19 protein-coding genes are annotated in these 19,698 nt (G+C 71.4%); 16 read left to right on the top strand and 3 right to left on the bottom strand.

Going from position 1 to position 19,698, the window contains the following annotated elements; genetic code table 11:
* Positions 1 to 29 precede the first annotated feature (29 nt).
* Together ACIQU4_RS29265 and ACIQU4_RS29260 are read left to right on the top strand one after the other, a co-directional pair.
* Entirely contained in the window at positions 30 to 1,436 is a 1,407-nt protein-coding gene (locus tag ACIQU4_RS29265) for a transcriptional regulator (RefSeq protein WP_403737122.1), read from the top strand.
* 2 nt (positions 1,437 to 1,438) lie between these two features.
* Positions 1,439 to 3,274 carry a DEAD/DEAH box helicase gene (locus tag ACIQU4_RS29260; RefSeq protein WP_403736825.1) on the top strand — a complete coding sequence of 612 codons (1,836 nt, stop codon included), beginning with the start codon at positions 1,439 to 1,441 and terminating at the stop codon, positions 3,272 to 3,274.
* 38 nt (positions 3,275 to 3,312) lie between these two features.
* Here ACIQU4_RS29260 and ACIQU4_RS29255 read toward each other — a convergent pair whose 3' ends face one another.
* On the bottom strand, positions 3,313 to 4,317 hold the full coding sequence (locus ACIQU4_RS29255) for an SEC-C domain-containing protein (RefSeq protein ID WP_403736822.1): 1,005 nt from the start codon (positions 4,315 to 4,317) through the stop codon (positions 3,313 to 3,315).
* A 67-nt stretch (positions 4,318 to 4,384) separates the two neighbouring features.
* Between ACIQU4_RS29255 and ACIQU4_RS29250 the strand changes: the two genes are divergently transcribed.
* The 4 genes from ACIQU4_RS29250 (at position 4,385) to ACIQU4_RS29235 (ending at position 7,214) form a co-directional block, all read left to right on the top strand.
* On the top strand, positions 4,385 to 5,155 hold the full coding sequence (locus tag ACIQU4_RS29250) for a class E sortase (RefSeq protein ID WP_403737119.1): 771 nt from the start codon (positions 4,385 to 4,387) through the stop codon (positions 5,153 to 5,155).
* A gap of 54 nt (positions 5,156 to 5,209) precedes the next feature.
* Complete coding sequence (locus tag ACIQU4_RS29245) at positions 5,210 to 5,515, top strand: DUF6412 domain-containing protein (RefSeq protein WP_403736820.1); 306 nt, start codon at positions 5,210 to 5,212, stop codon at positions 5,513 to 5,515.
* A gap of 108 nt (positions 5,516 to 5,623) precedes the next feature.
* Positions 5,624 to 6,235: a YidC/Oxa1 family membrane protein insertase gene (locus ACIQU4_RS29240; RefSeq protein WP_403736817.1), complete on the top strand. Its 612-nt coding sequence runs from the start codon at positions 5,624 to 5,626 to the stop codon at positions 6,233 to 6,235.
* 121 nt (positions 6,236 to 6,356) lie between these two features.
* Positions 6,357 to 7,214: a fumarylacetoacetate hydrolase family protein gene (locus ACIQU4_RS29235; RefSeq protein ID WP_403736814.1), complete on the top strand. Its 858-nt coding sequence runs from the start codon at positions 6,357 to 6,359 to the stop codon at positions 7,212 to 7,214.
* Positions 7,215 to 7,289: 75 nt separating this feature from the next.
* Here ACIQU4_RS29235 and ACIQU4_RS29230 read toward each other — a convergent pair whose 3' ends face one another.
* A complete protein-coding gene (locus tag ACIQU4_RS29230) occupies positions 7,290 to 8,510 on the bottom strand; it encodes a hypothetical protein (RefSeq protein ID WP_403736811.1) in 1,221 nt (406 codons plus the stop codon).
* Between the two features lie 81 nt (positions 8,511 to 8,591).
* The gene (locus tag ACIQU4_RS29225) at positions 8,592 to 9,689 is read right to left on the bottom strand and encodes a Gfo/Idh/MocA family oxidoreductase (protein WP_403736809.1); all 1,098 of its coding nucleotides are present in this window, start codon (positions 9,687 to 9,689) and stop codon (positions 8,592 to 8,594) included.
* On the opposite strand from ACIQU4_RS29225, the gene ACIQU4_RS29220 reads away from it, so the two are divergent.
* The 10 genes from ACIQU4_RS29220 (at position 9,679) to ACIQU4_RS29175 (ending at position 19,642) form a co-directional block, all read left to right on the top strand.
* Positions 9,679 to 10,869 (top strand): ROK family protein, encoded by a 1,191-nt coding sequence (locus tag ACIQU4_RS29220; protein WP_403736806.1) that lies wholly within the window; start codon positions 9,679 to 9,681, stop codon positions 10,867 to 10,869. The two genes, ACIQU4_RS29225 and ACIQU4_RS29220, sit on opposite strands and share 11 nt — an antisense overlap.
* Positions 10,870 to 11,244: 375 nt before the next feature.
* Positions 11,245 to 11,901: a maleylpyruvate isomerase N-terminal domain-containing protein gene (locus tag ACIQU4_RS29215; RefSeq protein WP_403736804.1), complete on the top strand. Its 657-nt coding sequence runs from the start codon at positions 11,245 to 11,247 to the stop codon at positions 11,899 to 11,901.
* 210 nt (positions 11,902 to 12,111) lie between these two features.
* Entirely contained in the window at positions 12,112 to 12,915 is an 804-nt protein-coding gene (locus ACIQU4_RS29210) for a hypothetical protein (RefSeq protein WP_403736801.1), read from the top strand.
* Between the two features lie 33 nt (positions 12,916 to 12,948).
* On the top strand, positions 12,949 to 13,713 hold the full coding sequence (locus ACIQU4_RS29205) for a GntR family transcriptional regulator (protein WP_403736799.1): 765 nt from the start codon (positions 12,949 to 12,951) through the stop codon (positions 13,711 to 13,713).
* Between the two features lie 147 nt (positions 13,714 to 13,860).
* Positions 13,861 to 14,982, top strand: coding sequence for a TIGR03364 family FAD-dependent oxidoreductase (locus tag ACIQU4_RS29200; RefSeq protein ID WP_403736797.1), 1,122 nt, complete (start codon positions 13,861 to 13,863; stop codon positions 14,980 to 14,982).
* Positions 14,983 to 14,996: 14 nt separating this feature from the next.
* Positions 14,997 to 15,692 carry a phosphonatase-like hydrolase gene (locus ACIQU4_RS29195; protein ID WP_403736794.1) on the top strand — a complete coding sequence of 232 codons (696 nt, stop codon included), beginning with the start codon at positions 14,997 to 14,999 and terminating at the stop codon, positions 15,690 to 15,692.
* Positions 15,689 to 16,738: an ABC transporter ATP-binding protein gene (locus ACIQU4_RS29190; RefSeq protein ID WP_403736792.1), complete on the top strand. Its 1,050-nt coding sequence runs from the start codon at positions 15,689 to 15,691 to the stop codon at positions 16,736 to 16,738. Before ACIQU4_RS29195 ends, ACIQU4_RS29190 begins: the two co-directional genes overlap by 4 nt.
* Entirely contained in the window at positions 16,731 to 17,732 is a 1,002-nt protein-coding gene (locus tag ACIQU4_RS29185; RefSeq protein WP_403736789.1) for a 2-aminoethylphosphonate ABC transporter permease subunit, read from the top strand. The genes ACIQU4_RS29190 and ACIQU4_RS29185 overlap by 8 nt, the downstream gene beginning before the upstream one ends.
* Entirely contained in the window at positions 17,719 to 18,516 is a 798-nt protein-coding gene (locus tag ACIQU4_RS29180) for an ABC transporter permease (protein ID WP_403736786.1), read from the top strand. The genes ACIQU4_RS29185 and ACIQU4_RS29180 overlap by 14 nt, the downstream gene beginning before the upstream one ends.
* 31 nt (positions 18,517 to 18,547) lie before the next feature.
* Positions 18,548 to 19,642, top strand: coding sequence for a 2-aminoethylphosphonate ABC transporter substrate-binding protein (locus tag ACIQU4_RS29175; RefSeq protein ID WP_403736783.1), 1,095 nt, complete (start codon positions 18,548 to 18,550; stop codon positions 19,640 to 19,642).
* Positions 19,643 to 19,698 lie beyond the last annotated feature (56 nt).

Genomic DNA, 19,698 nt, shown 5'->3' with positions numbered 1-19,698 from the left:
GGATGCCCGAGTCAAGGAGATCTGTGGAGATGCTGAACTTCAATCTTCCTCCGGACGCCGTGACGAACGCGGAGTTCGTCGCACTGCGGCTCAAGGAGCTTGTGGAGGCCGATGGCGTCCGGGAGACCGTCACCGTCGACTGGAACGGCCGGCCGCTGCACGTGGGCGTGATCGATGTGCCGCTCCGCTCCCTCTACTACAACCCGGCAACGCACCGGATCAGGGCCCAGCGGGGGCACGACCCGAAGTTCGCGCGCGGGCTGGATGAAGATCCGTGGAGTCCGGAGAGCCAGCAGTACCTCCACCGCCTGCTGGTCGGAAAGCCGGCGAATCCGGACGAGGTCGATCCCGACTTCGAAGCCCTGACGGACAGCCTCAAGTCCGTCGACCAGCAGGAACCCGGGCTGATCACGCACGAAGGGATCCTGGTCAACGGAAATACTCGCGCAGCCGCACTCCGGCAGCTGAAGCGCCCGTCGATCCGGGTCGGCGTGCTGCCCCAGTCCTTTACCTGGGAAGACATCAACGCGGTCGAACTGGCCCTTCAGCTCCGGCCCGACGAGCGCCGCGACTATTCCTACATCAACCGGCTGATCGCCATGGAAGAGCAGGAGCTGATGGGCCGTGATGCGGCCGACATTGCACGGGCCTTCCACGTCCAGCTCAAAACGTTCAAGCAGGAACGCTGGATCCTGAGCGTCATCAGGGACATGATCGACCGGAGCAGTACCCCGGAGGGGGCTCAGCTGGCGCTGTCCGACTTTGAAGGGCACCAAGAGAACCTCAAGGAGCTGCACCGCACGTACATGAAGGTGGCGGCCGCCAGCCAGGAGCGAGCCGAGCAGGTCAAAGAAAACAGGATCGTTGCCATCCTCCTCGACTTCGCTAAGACGAAGACGCGTCTCATCGGTGCGGACTTCCAGGCGGACTATCTGGAAGGCAACCTGTCGGACCTCCTGAGCGCTGACGTTGGCGAAGCGCCGTCAGCGGTCGTGATCCCCGGGCTCGGCGTCTCGGTTCCCGCCGCTTCCGATCCCGTCCGTCAGGCCCGTGCGGCGACGGACCGGGTACTGCGGGCCAGGGCCTTGGAATCGGCCCGCCACCTCACCCCCGAGACCCGGGAAGCCGCTCAGCGGGAAGTGACAGAGGCCCGCCGGGGAATGCGGCGTGCGCTCGACGAGGCGGAGCGCGACGACCGGCTCAAGCGCGTACGGCAGACCACCGCAGAACGGTTGGACGACGCCCGTGCCGCGATCGACCAGAGCGTCGAGGACCTCGTGCAGGCCCTGGGTAAGGGCAGCCTGGACGAGGAGAGCTTCGACAGTGCGCTGCTGCGGTTGAAGGGGAGCATGACGAAGTTGGCACGCCAGGCCAGCCGCGGTGTGGTCAAGCGCCGCGAGGGTGTCGACTGGCTGATCAAGGCGAGCGAGGGCTGAGGGTGCTCGACACGGCGGAACCGTCGCTCCGGCTGGGTTTTGACGAAACCAGGACGAAGGTTGTTTTCCGGGCTCTCCCCGGGGGGCAGAGCCATCTGGTCAGGCTGATCGCGCGGTTCGACAGCGGCAGTCAGCGGGGAAATCTGGCTGCGGAGGTAGACCTCGAAGACTTCCTGTCCCGTCTTACCCTGCTCGGTCACTGGCACGATCCGGCTGGTGTGTCCTTCGCTCCGGACCTCAAAGAGCTCGCCGCGGCGTCCGTACGCGACGCTCAGGCGGTCGAGGAGCGGCTCAAGGCGGGCAGCCGGGGCCAGGACGTTGCAGGGATGGTGGCCGACTCCGCCGTCCCGGGGATGCTGGGAGGTTCCTGGATAGCGCCCCTCACGGACTTCCAGACACGTGACATCGCGAAACTGCTGTCCCTCACGCACGGAGCGAACTTCAGCGTGCCCGGTGCGGGGAAGACCCGCACGGCCCTGGCCGTGTACGCAGCCTTGCGTCAGTCCGGATCAGTACGGCGCATGCTCGTCGTCAGTCCCAAATCCGCGTATGAGGCGTGGCGCGACGAAGCAGACCTGTGTTTTGCCGAACCCCCAGTGGTGCGCGTCTTCAAGCGCTGGCCGGACAACGACGCGGAGATACTGCTCGTCAACTACGAGAGGCTGAGCCGCTACCAGACGCAGCTCGCGGACTGGCTGAGCATGGGCCGCGCAATGATGGTGCTGGATGAGGCCCACCGGATGAAGCTCGGAGTCAGGGGGACGTACGGAGCCACGTGCATGGCACTGGGGCCACTGGCCAGCCACCGGCTGATCCTGACCGGTACGCCCGCGCCGAACGGCGCCAAGGACCTGGAGAGCCTGCTGTCCTTCGTGTGGCCGGGGCACGGCCGGAGCGCAGTGGACAGAGCTGTGGCCGGCGGAGACCTCGTGCATGCGAGCAGGGTCCTGAGGCCGTTGTTCACACGCACGACGAAGAACGAGCTGGGGCTGCCACCAGTCGACGTTCGCGTCAGGTACGTCGACCTCCCAGAAGCGCACCGCAAGCTGTACTCGGCGCTGCGCAATCAGCTGACCGGGCTGGCTTCCAGAGAACAGGAGGAGTTCACCAGACTGGGCAAAGTCCTCGTTTACCTCATGATGGCGAGCACCAATCCGGCGCTGCTGGAAGCAGGATCGGACCGCTACGAGCCCCTGCCCTTCTACGTGCCGCCCCTGCGCCCCTCGGACGATCTGCCTCTGAAGGAGCTCATGAGGGATCTGCCCAGGTATGAGAGTTCACCCAAGTACGAGGCCGTTCTGCGGACGGTCTCTGACAATGCGCGCGCCGGGCGGAAGACTCTCGTGTGGTCGACATTCGTCAGGAATCTGACCACGCTCGCGGGGGCACTAGGCAGGTATAGGCCGGCCGTGGTGCACGGCGGAACGCCGGATCGGGAAGAGGAGATCCGCCGGTTCCGCGAAGACCCCGAGTGCATGGTCCTGCTGTCCAATCCCGCGACGCTGGGCGAAGGAATCAGCCTCCATCACGTGTGCCACGACGCGGTCTATGTGGACAGGGACTTCGCCGCGGGCAGGTTCTTGCAGAGCCTGGACCGGATCCACAGGCTGGGGCTGGATCCCGATACTCAAACACGTGTCACGGTCCTCCTCGCCCGCGGCACCATCGACGGGATCGTCCATGACCGGCTCGGGCACAAGCTGGAGTTCATGGGCAAGATCCTGGATGACCCGCTGGTGCAGGAGCTGGCGGACCCGGAGGAAGACGTGACCCCCTGGGGCATGGACGCCGCCGACCTCCATGCCCTGATCCGGCATCTGGGCGAGCCGTCCGGCTGACAGTGCCGGACAGCTCGGCTGTTTTGAGCCCTTATGCCCTATGCCCGAGGGTCGCCGTGGCATTCGGCGTAGGGCTTGCCTGAGGTGCACCAGCAGGGGGTGTTGGGGGTGGGGGGCCAGGGGGTGGCTTTGCCTCGGGCGGCCAGGGTCGTCGCGTACTCCGGGAGGAGGGACGGGGAGGCCGGGGAGGTTTTTTCGGACGCCGCGAAGGCCTCGTAGGAGGGGACGCTGGCCGTGACGATGCCCAGGTTCGTGGTGCCCGAGGCGGCCAGGGCGCGGAGCGAGGACTCGATGTGCGCCAGGTGGGCCTCGTGCGAGGGGTACTCCGCCGCCAGGGTCGGGTACGAGGTGAGGAGTTCGGCCAGTTCGCGGGCGGGCCAGTGCAGGATCGCCACCGGGAACGGGCGGGAGAGGGCGGCGCGGCGGTCGCCCAGTTCGGCGCGGAGGCGGGCGATCTCGGCGCGCAGCTCGGCCGGGTCGTCGGAGCCGAGGGCCCAGATGCGCTTGGGGTCGTGCAGCTCGTCCAGCGGGATCGGGCCGATGTGGCGGGTGTCGGCGACCATGTCCCACTCGTCGTGCGGGAGTCCGAGGAGGCGGCGGACCCGGTGGCGGCCCGTCAGGAGGGCCGTGGTGGCCTGGGTGAGGGGCGCGTTCTCCGTGATGAGGAGGCCGGCGGCCTCGGTGAAGCACTCCTCCGAGGCGGTCAACTCGTCGTGCGCTTCCAGGGTTTCCGCGATGACCTCCCAGGGAGCCGGGTCCGCCGGCGCCGCCGCGCGGATGCCCTGGATGAGGGCGCGGGCCTCGGCCTCGTGGCCGTACTCCCACAGGTTCGCCGCCTGGAGCGCCTTGATCAGGTGCGGATCGGCGGGTGAGGAGGCGAGGAGCTGGTCGTACAGCGCGCTGGCGCGGTCCCGGGCGTCACCCAGTTCGAGGTGGGCCGCGGCCTGGAGGAGCAGGGGCTCCTGGTCCTCGGGGTAACGGGTCGCCGTGCGGATGAGGCGCTCGGCTTCGGCGATGTGCTCGGCAGGCGTGTCAGGGCGCATGGTTCACACCGTACTGCCCTGGTCTGTTGACGGGGGAGGACTTAAGGTGCGGCCCGTGCGGGATCAGATGCGTGTGGTGGTGCAAGGGGGCGGCCGGCGGGGGCGGCGAGCCGGTCTCGCCGGGGTGTTGTGGGGGGCCGCCGAGCTGGCCGTCACCGTGGGCGTGGTGGTGTTGTTGCTGGTGGTGCACCAGGTGTGGTGGACCAACCGTCAGGCCCTCGCCTCCGCCCAGGAGGAGGTTCGGGAGTTGGAGAGGCGGTGGACCCTTCCTTCCCCCCTTGATTCCGGTCCCTCTGTGGTTCCGGCGCCTTCCGCATCCCCTCCCGCGTCCCCTTCTGTTCCCGCGTCCGGGGCGTCGGCGCGGACCTCGGCACCGGCCCCCGCGGCGACGCCCGCGCGGGAGTCCGCGTACGGGGTCCTGCGGATTCCGCGGCTCGACGTCGTCGTGCCCGTCGCGGAGGGCGTCGACAAGCGGGCCGTGCTGGACAAGGGGTACGCCGGGCATTACCCGGGGACCGCGCAGCCCGGGGCGCAGGGGAACTTCGCGCTCGCCGGGCACCGCAACACCCACGGCGAGCCGTTCCGGTACATCAACCGGTTGCGGGCCGGGGACGAGCTGATCGTCGACGTGCGGGGGCAGCGGTACACGTACGTGGTCGGCAAGACCCTGGGGGAGACCAGCGAGCGGGACGCCGGGGTGATCGCGCCCGTGCCGCGCAGTACGCTCCGGCCGGATTACGGGTACGGCGAGCCCGGCGCGTACATCACGCTCACCACCTGCACGCCCGAGTACACCTCCAAATATCGGCTCGTGGTCTGGGGAACCCTGAGGAGATAGATCGCGTTCCTGGTTGTGGTGGGTAGTGATCGGATCTTGGGAGGGGGGCTCGGTATGGCACGGCTTGATCGTCGGCGGCTGCTGATGTCGCTGCTCCTGTTCGCCGGGGTCGTCGGGCTCCTCGGGCTGTTCGCCGGGGAGGGTGGGCTGGGCGGCGTCGTGGTCGCTCTTGCCGCCACCGTCGCCGTGGGCGCCGCCGCCCTGGCCGCCCGGCTCGTACGGCCCGTGCCGCCCCACCGCATACGCACCGCGATACGTGATCGCGAGCAGCGCACGGCGTTCCTGCCGCAGCGCGATCCCGATGCCTCGGGCCGGTCGCGGCCCAGGGCACCCGGTCGTCTCGTCCTGACGGCCGCGTAGGGGCATCCTTCCTCCTGTTCTCCCTTTCGTTCTGTCGGCTTGCCCCTCGTGGTCGTCGCGCCGAAATGCACCTCTTTCGACGTTGACGAGACCCCTCGGAGGGCCCGCGTGTCCGTTTTCACCCGCCTTGTTGAAGAGCTGGGCCGGCTCTTGGAGCCCGTACTGGCCGAGTCCGCGACCGCCGCCGCGATCGTGTTGTTCACCGTGCTCGTACGGCTCGCCCTGCACCCGCTGAACCGGGCCGCGTTCCGCGGTGCGACGCCGGTGGCCGGCTTGCTGCCCGTGCTGCTCCAGCTGCCGGTGTTCTTCCTCATGTACAACGCCTTCTCCTCGCCCGGCGCACTGCTGGACCACCGGCTGTTCGCCGCGCCGCTCGGCGCCCGGTGGACCGATGCCCTCGGGGCGGGCGGCTTCCTCGGGGCGCAGGGGCTGGTGTTCCTGGGGCTGTTCGCGGCCATCGCGGCGGTCGCCGCGTGGAGTGCCGTACGGGGGCGGCGGGCCGCCGCCGAGGCGCCCGCCCCGGTCGCGGCGGCCAACGTGAGCGCCGAGCAGCAGGAGGCGTTGCGCAAGCTGGGCGGCGTACTGCCGCTGCTGTCGTTCGGGACGCTGATCACGGCGGCCGTGGTGCCGCTGGCGGCGGGGCTGTACCTGGTGACCACCACCGCGTGGTCCGTGGCCGAGCGGGCCTGGCTCCAGCACCGCAAGCGTTCCAGCCTGTGAACAGGGTCTTGCGGATTGGCCGGGCATCTTGGAGGATCAACCAATTCTCCGATGGCCGCAACCCATCGGCAGGCCCGGGCTCGCCCATGGGCCGACCACCCACGACCACGGGAGAATGTTCATGAAGCTGCTGCGTGTCGGACCGGTCGGGGCAGAGCGCCCCGCGCTGCTCGACCAGGACGGGTCCCTGCGCGACCTGTCCGGCCTGATCACGGATGTGGACGGCGCGCTGCTCGCCGACGACTCCGTGCTGTCCCGGGTACGGGACGCGGCGGCGTCCGGCGAGCTTCCGGTCCTGGACGCGGAAGGCCTGCGGATCGGTGCGCCGGTCGGCCGGATCGGCAAGATCGTGGGTATCGGGCTGAACTACTTCGGGCACGCCGCCGAGATCGGCGCGGAGCCGCCGGCCGAGCCCATCCTCTTCCTCAAGGCCGCGGACACCGTGGTCGGCCCGGACGACACCGTGCTGATCCCGCGCGGCAGCGTGAAGACCGACTGGGAGGCCGAACTCGGCGTCGTCATCGGCGCCACCGCCCGCTACCTGTCCTCCGCCGCGGAGGGCCTGGCCCACGTGGGCGGATACATGCTGGTCAACGACGTATCGGAGCGCGAGTTCCAGATCGAGCGCGGCGGCACCTGGGACAAGGGCAAGAACTGCGAGACGTTCACCCCGCTGGGCCCCTGGCTGGTCACCGCCGACGAGGTCGCGGACCCGCAGGACCTGGACGTGAAGCTGTGGGTCAACGGCGCGCTCAAGCAGGACGGCAACACCGCCGACCAGATCTTCCCGGTCGGCGAGGTCGTCCGGTACCTGAGCCAGTTCATGACGCTGTACCCGGGCGATGTCATCGTCTCCGGCACCCCGGCGGGCGTGGCCATGGGCCAGCCGGAGCCGAAGCCGTACCTGCGGGCCGGTGACGTCGTGGAGCTGGAGATCGAGGGCCTCGGGCGCCAGCGCCAGGAGTTCAAGGGCGCGTAGTCGTCACGCGTTCACGCGTTCACATGTTCACGCGTAAGGGGCGGGACCGCCATCCGTGGTCCCGCCCCTTACGTGTCAGTCCTTCGTGGACGCGCGGCGGCGGCGGTTGGCGAAGACCAGGCCGGCGCCCGCGCCGAGCACGGCGGCGGCGCCGCCCGCGATCAGGGCGGTCTCGGTGCCGGTGCTCGCGAGCGCGCCGCCGGAACCGCCGGCCGTGGCCACATGGGTGTTGCCGGCGGAGTTCGTGCCGGTGGCTCCGGTGGTGGTCCCCGTCCCCGTCCCGGTCTGCTGGGTGCCGGTGCCGGTGCCGGTGCCGGTGCCGGCCTTGCCCGCGTCCGGCTTGCCGGTCTGCGCGTCGCCCGCGGCCTTGTCCTTGTCGCGGGCCGTGAACTGTCCGGTCTTCAGGAACTCGGCGCGGTCCGCCGGCGTGCCGTTGATCGCGATGATCGCGGCCTTCTTCAGCTCCGGACCGGCCTTGTTCAGCATCGCCCAGATCAGGACCATGTTGTCGTCGTCGCGCAGCTCGTGCTGCGTGGTCGTCACGAAGGTGCGCAGCTCCGCCGGGGTCGGGTTCCCCTTCAGGAGGTCGATGATGCCTTCCTTCAGGCCCGGGCCGGCCCCGTCGAGCATCGCGAACAGCGCCACCCGGTCGTCCACCGCCCGGATCTTGTGCTGCCCCGTCGCGACGAACTCGCGGACCTCCTCCGGCGTTCCGCTGTCCATCAGCCGGTTGACCGCCTCGGTGATGCCGCGGCCCGCTCCGGGGAGCATCCGCAGCATCTCGACCCGGTCGTCCTCGAAACGGGCCGTGTGCTGCCCGTGCTGGAGGAACTCCGTCAGCGCGGCCTGGGTGTCCGTCTTCAGCGCGGCCTTGCCGGCCTTCTGTACGGCCCGGCCGCCCGCGTTGATGATCTGCGAGACCCGTACCCGGTCGTCGGTGAACTGCTCCCGGGCCCACTCCACCTCAAGGAACTTCCGCAGGTCCGCGGCCGATCCCTTGAGTGCCTTCTCGGCCGCCTCGCGTACGCCCGGCCCGCTCGCCGGGTCCGCCAGGATCGCCTGGACGGCGGCCCGGTCCTTCGCGGCCTGGGGGTCATCGGCCGGCTGCTCGGCCTTCTTGGCCGCTTCCTTGTCCGCCTCCTTGCCCGCCGGCTCGTCCGCGGCCTGGTCCGGCGCGGTCGGTGCGGTCGGTGCGGCCGGTGCCGAGGTGTCGGTGGCGAAGGCCGGAGACGCGAGCAGGAGGGCCGGGGCTATCGCGGCGGTGGCGACGGCCGATGCGATCCGGGGCAGCTTCACAGACAGGTTCCGTTCTTCACACATGTGATGATCTACAACCTGTGCAGGATAGATCGCATTCGACCCTCAAACTGTCCATTTTCAGGACATGGCGGCACTCAGGTCGACGGTCACCCCGTCCCGGGACGAGATCCGCGCCGCCTCCAGCACCGCCAGGCAATGCGCCGCCTCGTGCGCGGTGACCGGCGCCGGGCCGCCCTCGCGCAGGGCCGCCTGCACCGCCGCGTAGTACGCCGGGTAGTCCCCCGGTACGGTCGGCACCGGGGCTCCGCCGCCGGTCAGCGGGGACTCGCCGGAGCCCACCCGGCCCCACAGGTGCTCGGGCTCCTCGCCCCACGGGGTGTCCCCGACGCCCGGCCGATGCCCCTCGCGCAGGGCCGCCTCCTGCGGGTCGAGCCCGTACTTCACGTAGCCCGCGCGGGAGCCCAGGACGCGGAAGCGCGGACCCAGCTGCGCGGTGGTCGCGCTGACGTAGAAGTGGGAGCGGACCCCGTTCGCGTGCGTGACGGCGATGAAGGTGTCGTCGTCCGCCTCGGCGCCGGGCCTGCGCACGTCGGTCTCCGCGTACACGCGTACGGCCGGGCCGAACAGCACCAGCGCCTGGTCGACTACGTGGCTGCCGAGGTCGTACAGCAGCCCGCCGATCTCCTCCGGGGCTCCGGACTCGCGCCAGCCGCCCTTGAGCTGCGGGCGCCAGCGCTCGAAACGGGACTCGAAGCGCTGGATCTCGCCGAGTTCGCCGCCGGCGATGAGGCGGCGCAGCGTGAGGAAGTCGTTGTCCCAGCGGCGGTTCTGGAACACGGACAGGAACGTGCCGGTCTTGTCGGCGAGGGCGGCGAGCTCGCGGGCCTCGGCGGCGGTGGCGGCGAGCGGCTTGTCCACGACGACCGGGATGCCGGCGCCCAGCGCGACCGTCGCGAGCGGGACGTGGGTCTTGTTGGGGGAGGCGATGACGACCAGGTCGAGGGCGGGGGAGAGGTCCCAGAGCTCCTGCGCCGTGCCGACGGTCCGGACGCCGGGGTACGCCCCGTGCGCCTGGGCCTGCCGGCCGGGGTCGGAGGTGACGACCGTGTCGAGGACGAGTCCGTCGGTGGCCGAGACGAGCGGCGCGTGGAAGACGGAACCGGCGAGTCCGTAACCGATGAGGCCGACGCGGAGGGGGGTGGGGATGGAGGTCATGACTCTACTTTGGCAACAGCGTTGCTTAAGTGCAAGGAGGGTGGACAATGGGCAGGTGGACTGGGGTAGCAGGAGCAATGGGAGTGGTGTGAATCTGCCGGCGCTGCGCGGGCACAACGACGCGCTGGTACTGGACCTGCTGCGCGCAGCAGGAGCCGCGGGCCTCGGGCGGGCCGAGCTCGCGGACCGTACGGGGCTCACGCCGCAGGCCGTCAGCAAGATCACGGCGCGGCTGCGGGCGGAGGGGCTGGTCGCGGAGGCCGGCCGGGGGGCGTCCACGGGAGGCAAGCCGCGCACGCTGCTGCGGCTGGTCCCGCAGGCGCGGTACGCGGTCGGCGTGCAGCTGGATCGCGAGGAGCTGCGGGCGGTACGGGTGGACCTCGCGGGCGGCGTCGTGGCGGAGTGCCGGGCGGACGCGGACTTCGGGGCCGGTCCGGACGCGGTGGTGGAGGCCGTCGTACGAGGGGTCGCGCGGGTGTGCGCGGAGGCCGGTCCGGGGCTGCTGCTGGGTGTGGGCATCGCGGCGCCGGGGCCGCTGGACTGGCGGACCGGGGTGCTGGGCCGGGTGACGGGGTTTCCGGAGTGGGAGGGGTTCCCGCTGCGGGACGCGGTGGCGGGGCGGCTCGGAGCAGGGGCTCCGCCGGTGGTGGTGGACAAGGACACGAACGCGGGGGTGGCGGCCGGGGCCGGGGGCGGGGTCGAGGCCGGGGCCGGGGGCGACGGGTCGGGATCCGGGGCCGCGTCGTTGTACGTGCACCTGGGCACCGGGCTCGGGGCCGGGCTGCGGCTGGCCGGGGAGGTGTACCGGGGGGAGCGGTCTGCGGCGGGGGAGTTCGGACACCAGGTGCTGAGCCTGGACGGGCCGCCGTGCCGGTGCGGGGGGCGGGGCTGCGCGGAGGTGCTGTGCCTGGCGGCGGTGGACCGGGGGGACTTGGCGGAGGCCGCGCGGATCCTGGGTGAGGGGGCGGCGAACGTGGTGGCGCTGCTGGATGTGGACCACGTGCAGTTGGGGGGACGGGTGGTGGATTCCGCTCCGCGGGTGTTCGTGGAGGGGGTGCGGCGGGTGTTGGTGGCGCGGAGTCTGGGGGGCGCGGTGCCGGGGGTTGGCGTGGCCGGGGTGGGGGTGGCGGAGGGGGCTGCGGAGTTGGCGCTCGCGCCGTTCTTCGGGCGCGGGGGGTGAGGCTCCGCCTGGCGGCGCGCTGTGTTCGGGGGGCGGTCCGCCCCCGGGCCCCTGCGCATCGATGGCTACGGCCGGAGCCGCCGGGGGGTGTGGCCGGGGGCGGGGCCGCTGCGCGGGGCTTTCTCCCCGCCCCGCCCTTTCTCCGTTTCCCGGGGCGCGGCCCCGGACCCCGTTCGGGTGCGACGCCGTTGCGGGGGCGCTGCCCCCGCGCCTCAAACGCCGGCGGGGCTGGAATTCGGTGCGGCGCCGTTGCCGGGTGCCGGTCCCCGCGCCTCCGCGCCTCAAACGCCGGCGGGGCTGGAATTCGGTGCGGCGCCGTTGCCGGGTGTCGACTCCTGGGCCTCCGCGCCTCAAACGCTGTATTACGTTGCCCGTATGGGGCTCTTCTTGCGTTCTTGGGCGGCCTTGCGGGAGGCCGTGGACGGGGTTGCGGATGTGGACTTCGGGCGGGATTCCGGGTGTCGGGGGTGGCTCGTCCGGGATCTCGTGTGTCATCTGGTCATCGATGCGCAGGACGTTCTGATCACTCTCGTCACTCCTGCCGCAGGGGAACCGACCGCTGACGCCGCGAGCTATTGGAACGTCGGCGACCAGCCGCCCAGCGGCGAGGATCCGCTCGATGCGTTGGTCGTGCGGCTGGCCGCCGCGTACGAGGATCCGGGCCTGCTCAGGTTCCACCTCGACGACGTCGGCTCCGCCGCCGGCCGCGCCGCGGAGCTCGCCGACCCCGGTCTGCGGGTGGTGACGCAGGACAAGGTCCTCACCGTGGCCGACTACCTCACCGCGTACGTCCTGGAGTGGACGCTCCACCACCTCGACCTGATCGCCCACCTCCCCGACGCGCCCCCACCGCCCCCGGAAGGCCTGGCCCGGTCCCGCGCGCTGCTCGAACAGATCGCAGGCTTCGTCTTCCCCGCGTCGTTCACCGATCGCGACGCGCTTCTCGTGGGTACCGGCCGACGGGCGCCGACCCCCGCGGAGCGGGCGGAACTCGGTGCGCCGGCCGCGCGGCTGCCCTTCGTCCTCGGCTGATCCGATCAGGCGTAAGGCGGGAGGCGGCAGGCGTGGCGGGGGGAGGGGGGCGCGGGCGCGTGGGAGGGTGCCGGGAGGCCGGGGTGATTGTCGCCTCGTCCGACGATCGGCCTGTTCGGCTCGTTCGGCTCGTTCGGCCCGTTCGGCCTTCAGTCGGTTCGGCCCGTTCACCGTCCTCCCGTCCGGCGAGCAGCGAAGCGAAGGTCTTCCATGCGACTGCGCAAAGCCCTTGCCCTCTCCGCCGTCCCCGTCCTGGCCGCCGTCGCCCTCTCCGCGCCGCTCGCGGCCGCGGAGGTCGGCAACGGCGGCGGCGCCCGCCCCGCGCCCGCGCTGCCGTCCCGGATCGAGGCCACCTGCGGCGACGGGAAGAGCAGCGCCTTCCCCATCGGCGCGCGGATCCGCGGCGGGCCGGCCGTGTACCGGCCGGGCGGCGGGCCGCAGACCTGGTACCTGGACCTCACCAACACCACGAACTCCGAGTGCACCGCCATCCACCCCGTCGTGGTGTTCACGGACAAGGCCCGCGCCCTGCTCCCCGCCCACTTCCGGATGGAGTTCGAGGCCCCGGGCGGGACCTTCCCCGTCAGCCTGGAGCGGAGCGACCGGGACGAGATCATCGCCGTCTTCGACGGGGGCGAGGCCTTCTCCGGCTTCGCCGTCCGGGCCGGCGGCTCCCTGACGGTCAAGGTCAGGCTGGCGTTCGCCCCCGGCACGCCCGCCGGCGAGGTCCTCGCCGACGCCGCCCTCGTGCAGCGCAAGGCCGACGACGGCGACTGGGTCGGCGAGGCGGACGGCTACCGCTTCTCCGTCGAGGGCCCCGAGAGCGAGGCGGGCGAGGCCGGGTCCCTCGCCGACACCGGCCCCCGCAACCGGCTCCTCGGCATCGGCGGGGTCGCCTCCCTCGCGGCCGGCGCCGGCCTCCTGCTGGCCGCCCGCCGCCTGCGCGCCCGGACCGATCCGCCCTCCGCCGACACCCCCCGCGCCTCCGGTACCCCCGGTACTCCGGCGCGCTGATCTCCGTACACCCGGCCCGCGTACAGTCCCAGGGTGGAAGAACAGAACCTGCACCACCGCCCCGGCTCGCCCGTCCGTTCCGGCATCCCGGAGCACGGCCGCATCCCCAAGTACTACGCCGTCAAGGCCCTCATCGCGGACCTTCTCGACGACCTCGGCGAGGGCGGCCTGCTGCCCACCGAGCGGGATCTCGCCGAACGGTACGAGGTGTCCCGCGAGACCGTACGGCAGGCCCTGCGCGAACTGCTCCTGGAGGGGCGGCTGCGCCGCTCCGGCCGCGGCACCGTCGTCGCCGGCCCGAAGCTCGAACAGCCCCTCTCCCTCGCGAGCTACACCGAGGGCGTACGCCGCCAGGGCCGCCGCCCCGGCCGTAACCTCATCGGGCTGGAGCAGTTCCCCTGCCCGCCCGAGCTGGCCGCCGGCATCGGAGCCGAACCCGGCGAGCCCGTCTGGCACCTGGAGCGCGTGCTGCTCGCCGACGACGAGCGGGTCGGCCTGGAGAGCACGTACATCAGGGTGGCGCGGGCGCCCCGCCTCGACAGCGAGTTCCCGCCCGACTCCTCCTTCTACGGATACCTCCTCGACCGGCTCGGGATCTCCTTCGGGGACGCCGACGAGAGGCTGGAGACCGTCCTCGCCACCCCCCGCGAGGCCCTCCTGATCGGCACCCCGCCGGCCCTTCCGATGCTGCTCATCCACCGGTTCTCGCGGGACCAGGACGGGCGTCCGCTGGAGCGCGTGCGTTCGCTCTACCGTGGTGACCGGTTCAGCTTCACGACCCACCTGCGGCCCGAATAGTCCCGAGCGGATCGGTGCAAGGCGGTAAAAAGGGGCGTATGGAGGTCACGGGAAGGTAACGGGTCTAGTCCAAGCGTCGAGGTCTGTTCACCGTCCCGTTGCCGTCGCGATCCCCCCGGTCCACGGGGCACGGCCACCGTGGGGCACGTGAGAGTCATAGTCGTCGGAGGCGGCGTGGTCGGCACCATGCACGCCTGGCAAGCAGTCGAACGCGGCCACGAGGTCGTCCAGATCGAGCGAGAGGCAGAGGCCCGCGGCGCGTCGTTGCGCAATTTCGGCCAGATCTGGGTCAGTGGGCGGGCCGGGGGCGAGGAGCTCGACACCGCCCTGCGGGCCCGCGAGCTCTGGGAGCGGATCGGCGCGGAGGTGCCCGGCCTGGGCTTCCGTGCGATCGGCTCCCTCACCCCGGTGCGCAACGCCCGTGAGTACGCGGTCGCCGAGGCGGCCGCCGCCCGCCCCGACGCCGCCGCACGGGGCTACGAACTGGTCACCACCGCGGAGGCCCGGGAGATCAACCCCGCCCTGCGCGGCACCTTCGAGGCCGCCCTGTGGTGCGAGCGGGACGCGGCCGTCGAGCCGCGCACCGCCCAGCTCCACCTGCGCGAGGCCCTCAAGGCGAGCGGCCGCTACACCTTCCTGCCCGGACGGGAGGTGCGCGAGGTCGTCGGCAACGGCGCCGTCCGCGACGACCACGGTGACGTCCACCAGGGCGACGCCGTCGTCCTCGCCACCGGCGCCTGGCTGTCCGGCATGGTCCGCGAGCTGGTCCCCGACCTGCCCGTGCGCCGCGTCCGGCTCCAGATGATGCAGACCGCCCCGCTCGGCGAGAAGCTCACCACCTCCATCGCGGACGCCGACAGCTTCCGCTACTACCCCGCGTACAAGAGCGACGCCCTCGACGCCCTCAACGCCGAGCAGGCGCAGGCGCCGGTCGCCGCCGCGCACAAGATGCAGCTGCTGATGGTCCAGCGCCAGGACGGCGGACTGACCATCGGCGACACCCACGAGTACGAGCACCCCTTCGCGTTCGACACCCTCGAAGACCCGTACGAGTACCTCACCGAGGTCGTCGAGTCCTTCCTGGGCCGCCCGCTGCCGAAGATCCGGCACCGCTGGGCGGGCGTGTACGCGCAATGCACCGACACCACCCGCGTCGTCCACCGCCAGCAGGTGGCCGACGGCGTCTGGCTGGTGACCGGACCCGGCGGCCGCGGGATGACCTGCTCGCCCGCCATAGCCGAGACCACCGCGAACGAACTGGGCTGGTAGAGAACATGAGCAACGTGAGCACAACGAACAACCACGGCCTCGTCGTCCTCGACATGGCCGGCACCACCGTCGCAGACGGCGGCCTCGTCGAGCGGGCCTTCGAGCTCGCCGCCGAGCGCATCGGCGTCGAGCCGGGCACCGCCGACCACGAGGCCAAGCTCCAGTACGTCCGCGACACCATGGGCGAGTCGAAGATCTCCGTCTTCCGCCACCTCTTCGGCACGGAGGAGATGGCCCAGCGCGCCAACTCCGCCTTCGAGGAGGCCTACGGCGAGCTCGTCGACGGCGGGCTCATCGCCCCGATCCCCGGCGCCCGCCGGACCATCGAGAAGCTCCGCGCCGACGGCCGCACCGTCGTACTGACCACCGGCTTCGCCCGCGTCACCCAGGACGCCATCCTCGACGCCCTCGGCTGGCAGGGCCTGGCAGACCTCACCCTCTGCCCCGCCGACGCGGGCGGCCGCGGCCGCCCCTACCCGGACATGGTGCTCGCCGCGTTCCTGCGCACCGGCGCCGCCGACGACGTACGGGACGTCGTGGTCGCGGGCGACACCGCGTACGACATGCTCTGCGGCCGCCGCTCCGGCGCCGGGATCGTGGCGGGCGTCCTCACCGGCGCCCACGACCGCGCGGCGCTCACCGAGCACGGCGCGACCCACGTCATCGAGTCGATCGCCGACCTGCCCGCGGTCCTGCTGGAGTCGGCGTGAGCGGCATCCGCTTCGAGGGGGTCAGCGTCGAGTACGGCGGCAACACCGTGCTGGACCGCCTCGACCTGACCGTCGAGCCGGGCGAGGTCATGGCGCTGCTCGGCCCCTCCGGCTCGGGCAAGACCACGGCGCTGCGCGCGGTCGCCGGGTTCGTACGGCCGGCCGCGGGCCGGGTGCTGATCGGCGGCCGGGACGTCACCGCGCTCCCGCCGCACAAGCGCGGCATCGGCATGGTCGTCCAGCAGTACGCGCTCTTCCCGCACATGCGGGTCGAGGACAACGTGGCCTTCGGCCTCAAGGCGCAGAAGGCCCCCAAGGCCGAGATACCCGGGCGCGTCGCCGAGGCCCTGGAGATGACCGGCATGGCGGCGTACGCCAAGCGCTACCCGCGCGAGCTCTCCGGCGGGCAGCAGCAGCGCGTGGCGATCGCCCGCGCGCTGGCGATCCGGCCCGGGGTGCTCCTGCTCGACGAGCCGCTGTCCGCGCTCGACGCGCAGCTGCGCTCGGGGATGCTCGCCGAACTGGCCCGGCTGCACCGCGAACTGCCCGACGTATCGATTCTGTACGTCACCCACGACCAGGTGGAGGCGCTGACGCTCGCCGACCGGATCGCGGTCATGGACAAGGCCCGGCTCCAGGACTGCGGCACTCCGCAGGAGCTGTACCGGGCGCCGCGCACCGAGTTCACCGCGTCGTTCGTCGGCAACGCGAACCTGATCCCGGTGACCGTCGCCGAGTCCGGGGCGCTCTTCGCGGGGCGGGCCCTGGAGCTCGACCGCGGGCGCGCCGTCCCCGGCGCCAGTGCCACCCTGTGCGTACGGCCGCACCTGCTCGGTCTCGGCGCCGGTCCCAACGCGCTGAGCGGGACGATCACCGAGGTCCAGTGGCGCGGTTCCACGCACAGGCTGTACGTGGACATCGAGGGCCACCGGGTCAAGGCGGACCTGCCGGAGCTGCGCGAGACCCCGGCGCTGGGCGACCACGTCACCCTGCACTTCGAGCCGCAGGACGCGGTCCTGCTGTCGGCGGGAGTCTCCGATGGCTGAGGTCCCCGCACCGGCCGCCACGACCGTCCCGCACCAGACCCCGCACCAGACCCCGCACCGGACCCGGACCCGGCAGCAGACCGTACGGAGCTCCGCGCCGGGCGGGCCCGCCGGACCGGCCGGAGCCCCCGGCGGCTCCGGCGGCTCCGCGGCCCACGCCGCGCGCGGGCCCCGTACCGTACCCGGCTGGCTCTGGTCCCTGCCGCCCGTGGCCGCGCTCGCGCTGGTCTTCCTCTACCCGCTCGCCCTGGTCGTCCAGCAGTCCTTCAGCCCCGAGAACGGCGGCGGCGCCTTCGACGCGTACGCCTCCGTCTTCCGCTCGCACTCCTTCCGCGAGGCGCTCGGGACCACGGTCTGGCTGGCCGCCGGAGCCACCGTCGGCTGCCTCGTCCTGGGCTTCGTACTCGCGCTGATCATCGCCTTCGTCCCCTTCCCCGGGGCCAAGGCCGTCGCGAAGTTCATCGACGTCTTCCTCTCCTTCCCCTCCTTCCTCATCACCCTCGCCCTCCTCTTCATCTACGGCACGGTCGGCATGGCCAACGGGCTCTGGACCGACGTGAGCGCAGGCGCCGAGGGGCCGTTCCACTTCCTCACCACCCCGTGGGGCGTGCTGCTCGCGGAGATCACGTACTTCACGCCCTTCGTGATGCGCCCGCTGCTCGCCGCCTTCTCCCAGCTGGACACCGCCCAGCTGGAGGTGGCCTCCTCGCTCGGCGCGAAGCCCACCCGGATCATCCGGCGCGTGATCCTGCCCGAGGCCCTCCCGGCGCTCGCCGCCGGCGGCAGCCTCGTCCTGGTCATGTGCCTCAACGAGTTCGGGATCGTGCTGTTCACCGGGGCCAAGGACGTCACGACGCTCCCGATGCTCGTCTACGGCAAGGCGATCCTGGAGTCCGACTACTCGGCCGCCTGTGTGGTCGCCGTCGTCAACATCGCGATTTCCGTCGGCCTGTTCGGCCTCTACCGGGTGGTGAGCAAGCGTGCTGGTGCATAGCAAGACCGGCCGCTGGGCCGCCTGGGGGCTGTTCGGCCTCCTCTTCCTGCCCCTCTTCGCCCTGCCCCTGCTCGTCGTGGTGACCGCGTCGTTCTCCACCCACTGGTCCGGGGCCTTCCCCTCCGGCCCGACGACCGAGAACTACGCTTCCGCCGTGCAGGGCGAATCCCTCCAGGCGCTGACCACCTCGCTGGTGACCGCCCTCGCCGCGAGCCTGCTGGCGCTCACAGTCGGGACCTGGGCCGCGCTGGCCGCCGCCCGGCTGAAGCGGCGCGGGAAGCGCTCCCTGGACGCCCTGTTCATGCTGCCGGTCGCCGTGCCGTCCGTGGTCGTCGGTCTCGCCGTCCTGGTCGCGTTCAGCAAGCCCCCGCTGCTGCTCAACGGCACCAGCTCAATCGTGATCCTGGCGCACACGATTCTTGTCACGGCGTTTGCCTATCAGTCGGTTTCGGCCGCCATCGTTCGTCTCGACCCGGCGTACGAACAGGCGGCGGCCTCCCTGGGCGCCCGTCCCGCGTACGTGCTGTGGCGGGTCAAGCTCCCCCTCCTGCTGCCGTCCCTGACGGCGGCCGCCGGACTCTGCTTCGCCCTGTCCATGGGCGAACTGAGCGCCACGATGATGCTCTACCCGCCGGACTGGATGCCCCTCCCGGTCCGGATCTTCACCGCCACCGACCGCGGTTCGCTCTTCGGCGGGTCCGCCGTCGCCGTGGTCCTGATGGCCACCACCCTGCTGGTCCTCCTGGCCGTCTCCCGCGTCCGCACCAGAGCCTCGTACCGCTGACTCCCTTTCCCCCGTAAGGAAGTTCTTCCCCATGTACAGAAACCCCAACGGTCGTCGCAGCCTCCTCCGTGTCACCGCCGCCGTCACCGGCAGCCTCGCCCTCGCCGGCGGCCTCACCGCCTGCGGCGGCTCGACCACCGCCGCCGAGTCCAAGGACGGCGGCGAGAAGGTCGTCACCGTCTACAGCGCCGACGGCCTCAAGAGCGAGAAGGGCGACGGCTGGTACGACAAGGTCTTCGCCGAGTTCACGAAGAAGACCGGCATCGAGGTCAAGTACGTCGAGGGCGGCTCGGGCGAGATGGTGCAGCGCGCCGTCCGCGAGAAGACCAACACCCAGGCCGACGTGATCGTCACCCTCCCGCCGTTCATCCAGCAGGCGGACGGCAAGGGCCTGCTCCAGGCCTACAAGCCGCAGGGCTCCGACAAGGTCAACGGCACCAACAAGGCCGCCGACGGCAAGTGGACCTCGGTCGTCAACAACTACTTCGGCTTCGTCTACAACAAGAAGGAGCTCACGGAGGCGCCCAAGACCTGGGAAGAGCTGCTGGACGCGGAGTACAAGGGCAAGCTCCAGTACTCCACCCCGGGTGTCGCGGGCGACGGCACGGCCGTCCTCGTCAAGGCGATGCACGACTTCGGCGGCAAGGAGCCGGCGCTGGAGTACCTGAAGAAGCTCCAGGCCAACAACGTCGGCCCGTCCTCCTCCACCAGCAAGCTCGCGCCGAAGACCGACAAGGGCGAGCTGCTCGTCGCCAACGGCGACGTCCAGATGAACTTCGCGCAGTCGAAGTCCATGCCGAACCTGGGCATCTGGTTCCCGGCCAAGGACGGCGGCAAGCCGACCACCTTCGCCCTGCCGTACGCGGCCGGCCTGGTGGACAAGGCCCCGCACACCGAGAACGGCAAGAAGCTCCTCGACTTCCTGCTCAGCGAGGAAGCCCAGAAGCTGGTCAGCGAGGTCGGCGGCGGCTTCCCCGCGCGCACCGACGTCAAGCCGACCGACGCCAACGCCGTCGAGCTCACCAAGCTGATGACCGGCGTCGAGGTCTTCGAGCCGGACTGGGCGGACATCGACAAGAACCTGGCGAGCTACGTCGACGCGTGGAAGTCGGCAACCGGCAGCTGATTGGTCGCCTCCTGGTCACCCACGACCAGGAAAGTGACGCTTGCATAACGGGTCTG

The sequence above is a fragment of the Streptomyces sp. NPDC090741 genome, from assembly GCF_044769045.1.
Lineage (GTDB): Bacteria > Actinomycetota > Actinomycetes > Streptomycetales > Streptomycetaceae > Streptomyces.
Note: the sequence above shows the minus strand (reverse complement) of the source record. Positions and strands in the feature narration are given on the sequence as shown.

Bases quoted from the DNA above. Each gene is read 5' to 3' on its own strand.
- ACIQU4_RS29175 (WP_403736783.1), top strand. From the start codon at position 18,548: ATGTACAGAAACCCCAACGGTCGTCGCAGCCTCCTCCGTGTCACCGCC.
- ACIQU4_RS29250 (WP_403737119.1), top strand. From the start codon at position 4,385: ATGCGTGTGGTGGTGCAAGGGGGCGGCCGGCGGGGGCGGCGAGCCGGT.
- ACIQU4_RS29245 (WP_403736820.1), top strand. From the start codon at position 5,210: ATGGCACGGCTTGATCGTCGGCGGCTGCTGATGTCGCTGCTCCTGTTC.
- ACIQU4_RS29255 (WP_403736822.1), bottom strand. From the start codon at position 4,317: ATGCGCCCTGACACGCCTGCCGAGCACATCGCCGAAGCCGAGCGCCTC.
- ACIQU4_RS29215 (WP_403736804.1), top strand. From the start codon at position 11,245: ATGGGGCTCTTCTTGCGTTCTTGGGCGGCCTTGCGGGAGGCCGTGGAC.
- ACIQU4_RS29220 (WP_403736806.1), top strand. From the start codon at position 9,679: ATGGAGGTCATGACTCTACTTTGGCAACAGCGTTGCTTAAGTGCAAGG.
- ACIQU4_RS29225 (WP_403736809.1), bottom strand. From the start codon at position 9,689: ATGACCTCCATCCCCACCCCCCTCCGCGTCGGCCTCATCGGTTACGGA.
- ACIQU4_RS29210 (WP_403736801.1), top strand. From the start codon at position 12,112: ATGCGACTGCGCAAAGCCCTTGCCCTCTCCGCCGTCCCCGTCCTGGCC.
- ACIQU4_RS29185 (WP_403736789.1), top strand. From the start codon at position 16,731: ATGGCTGAGGTCCCCGCACCGGCCGCCACGACCGTCCCGCACCAGACC.
- ACIQU4_RS29265 (WP_403737122.1), top strand. From the start codon at position 30: ATGCTGAACTTCAATCTTCCTCCGGACGCCGTGACGAACGCGGAGTTC.
- ACIQU4_RS29235 (WP_403736814.1), top strand. From the start codon at position 6,357: ATGAAGCTGCTGCGTGTCGGACCGGTCGGGGCAGAGCGCCCCGCGCTG.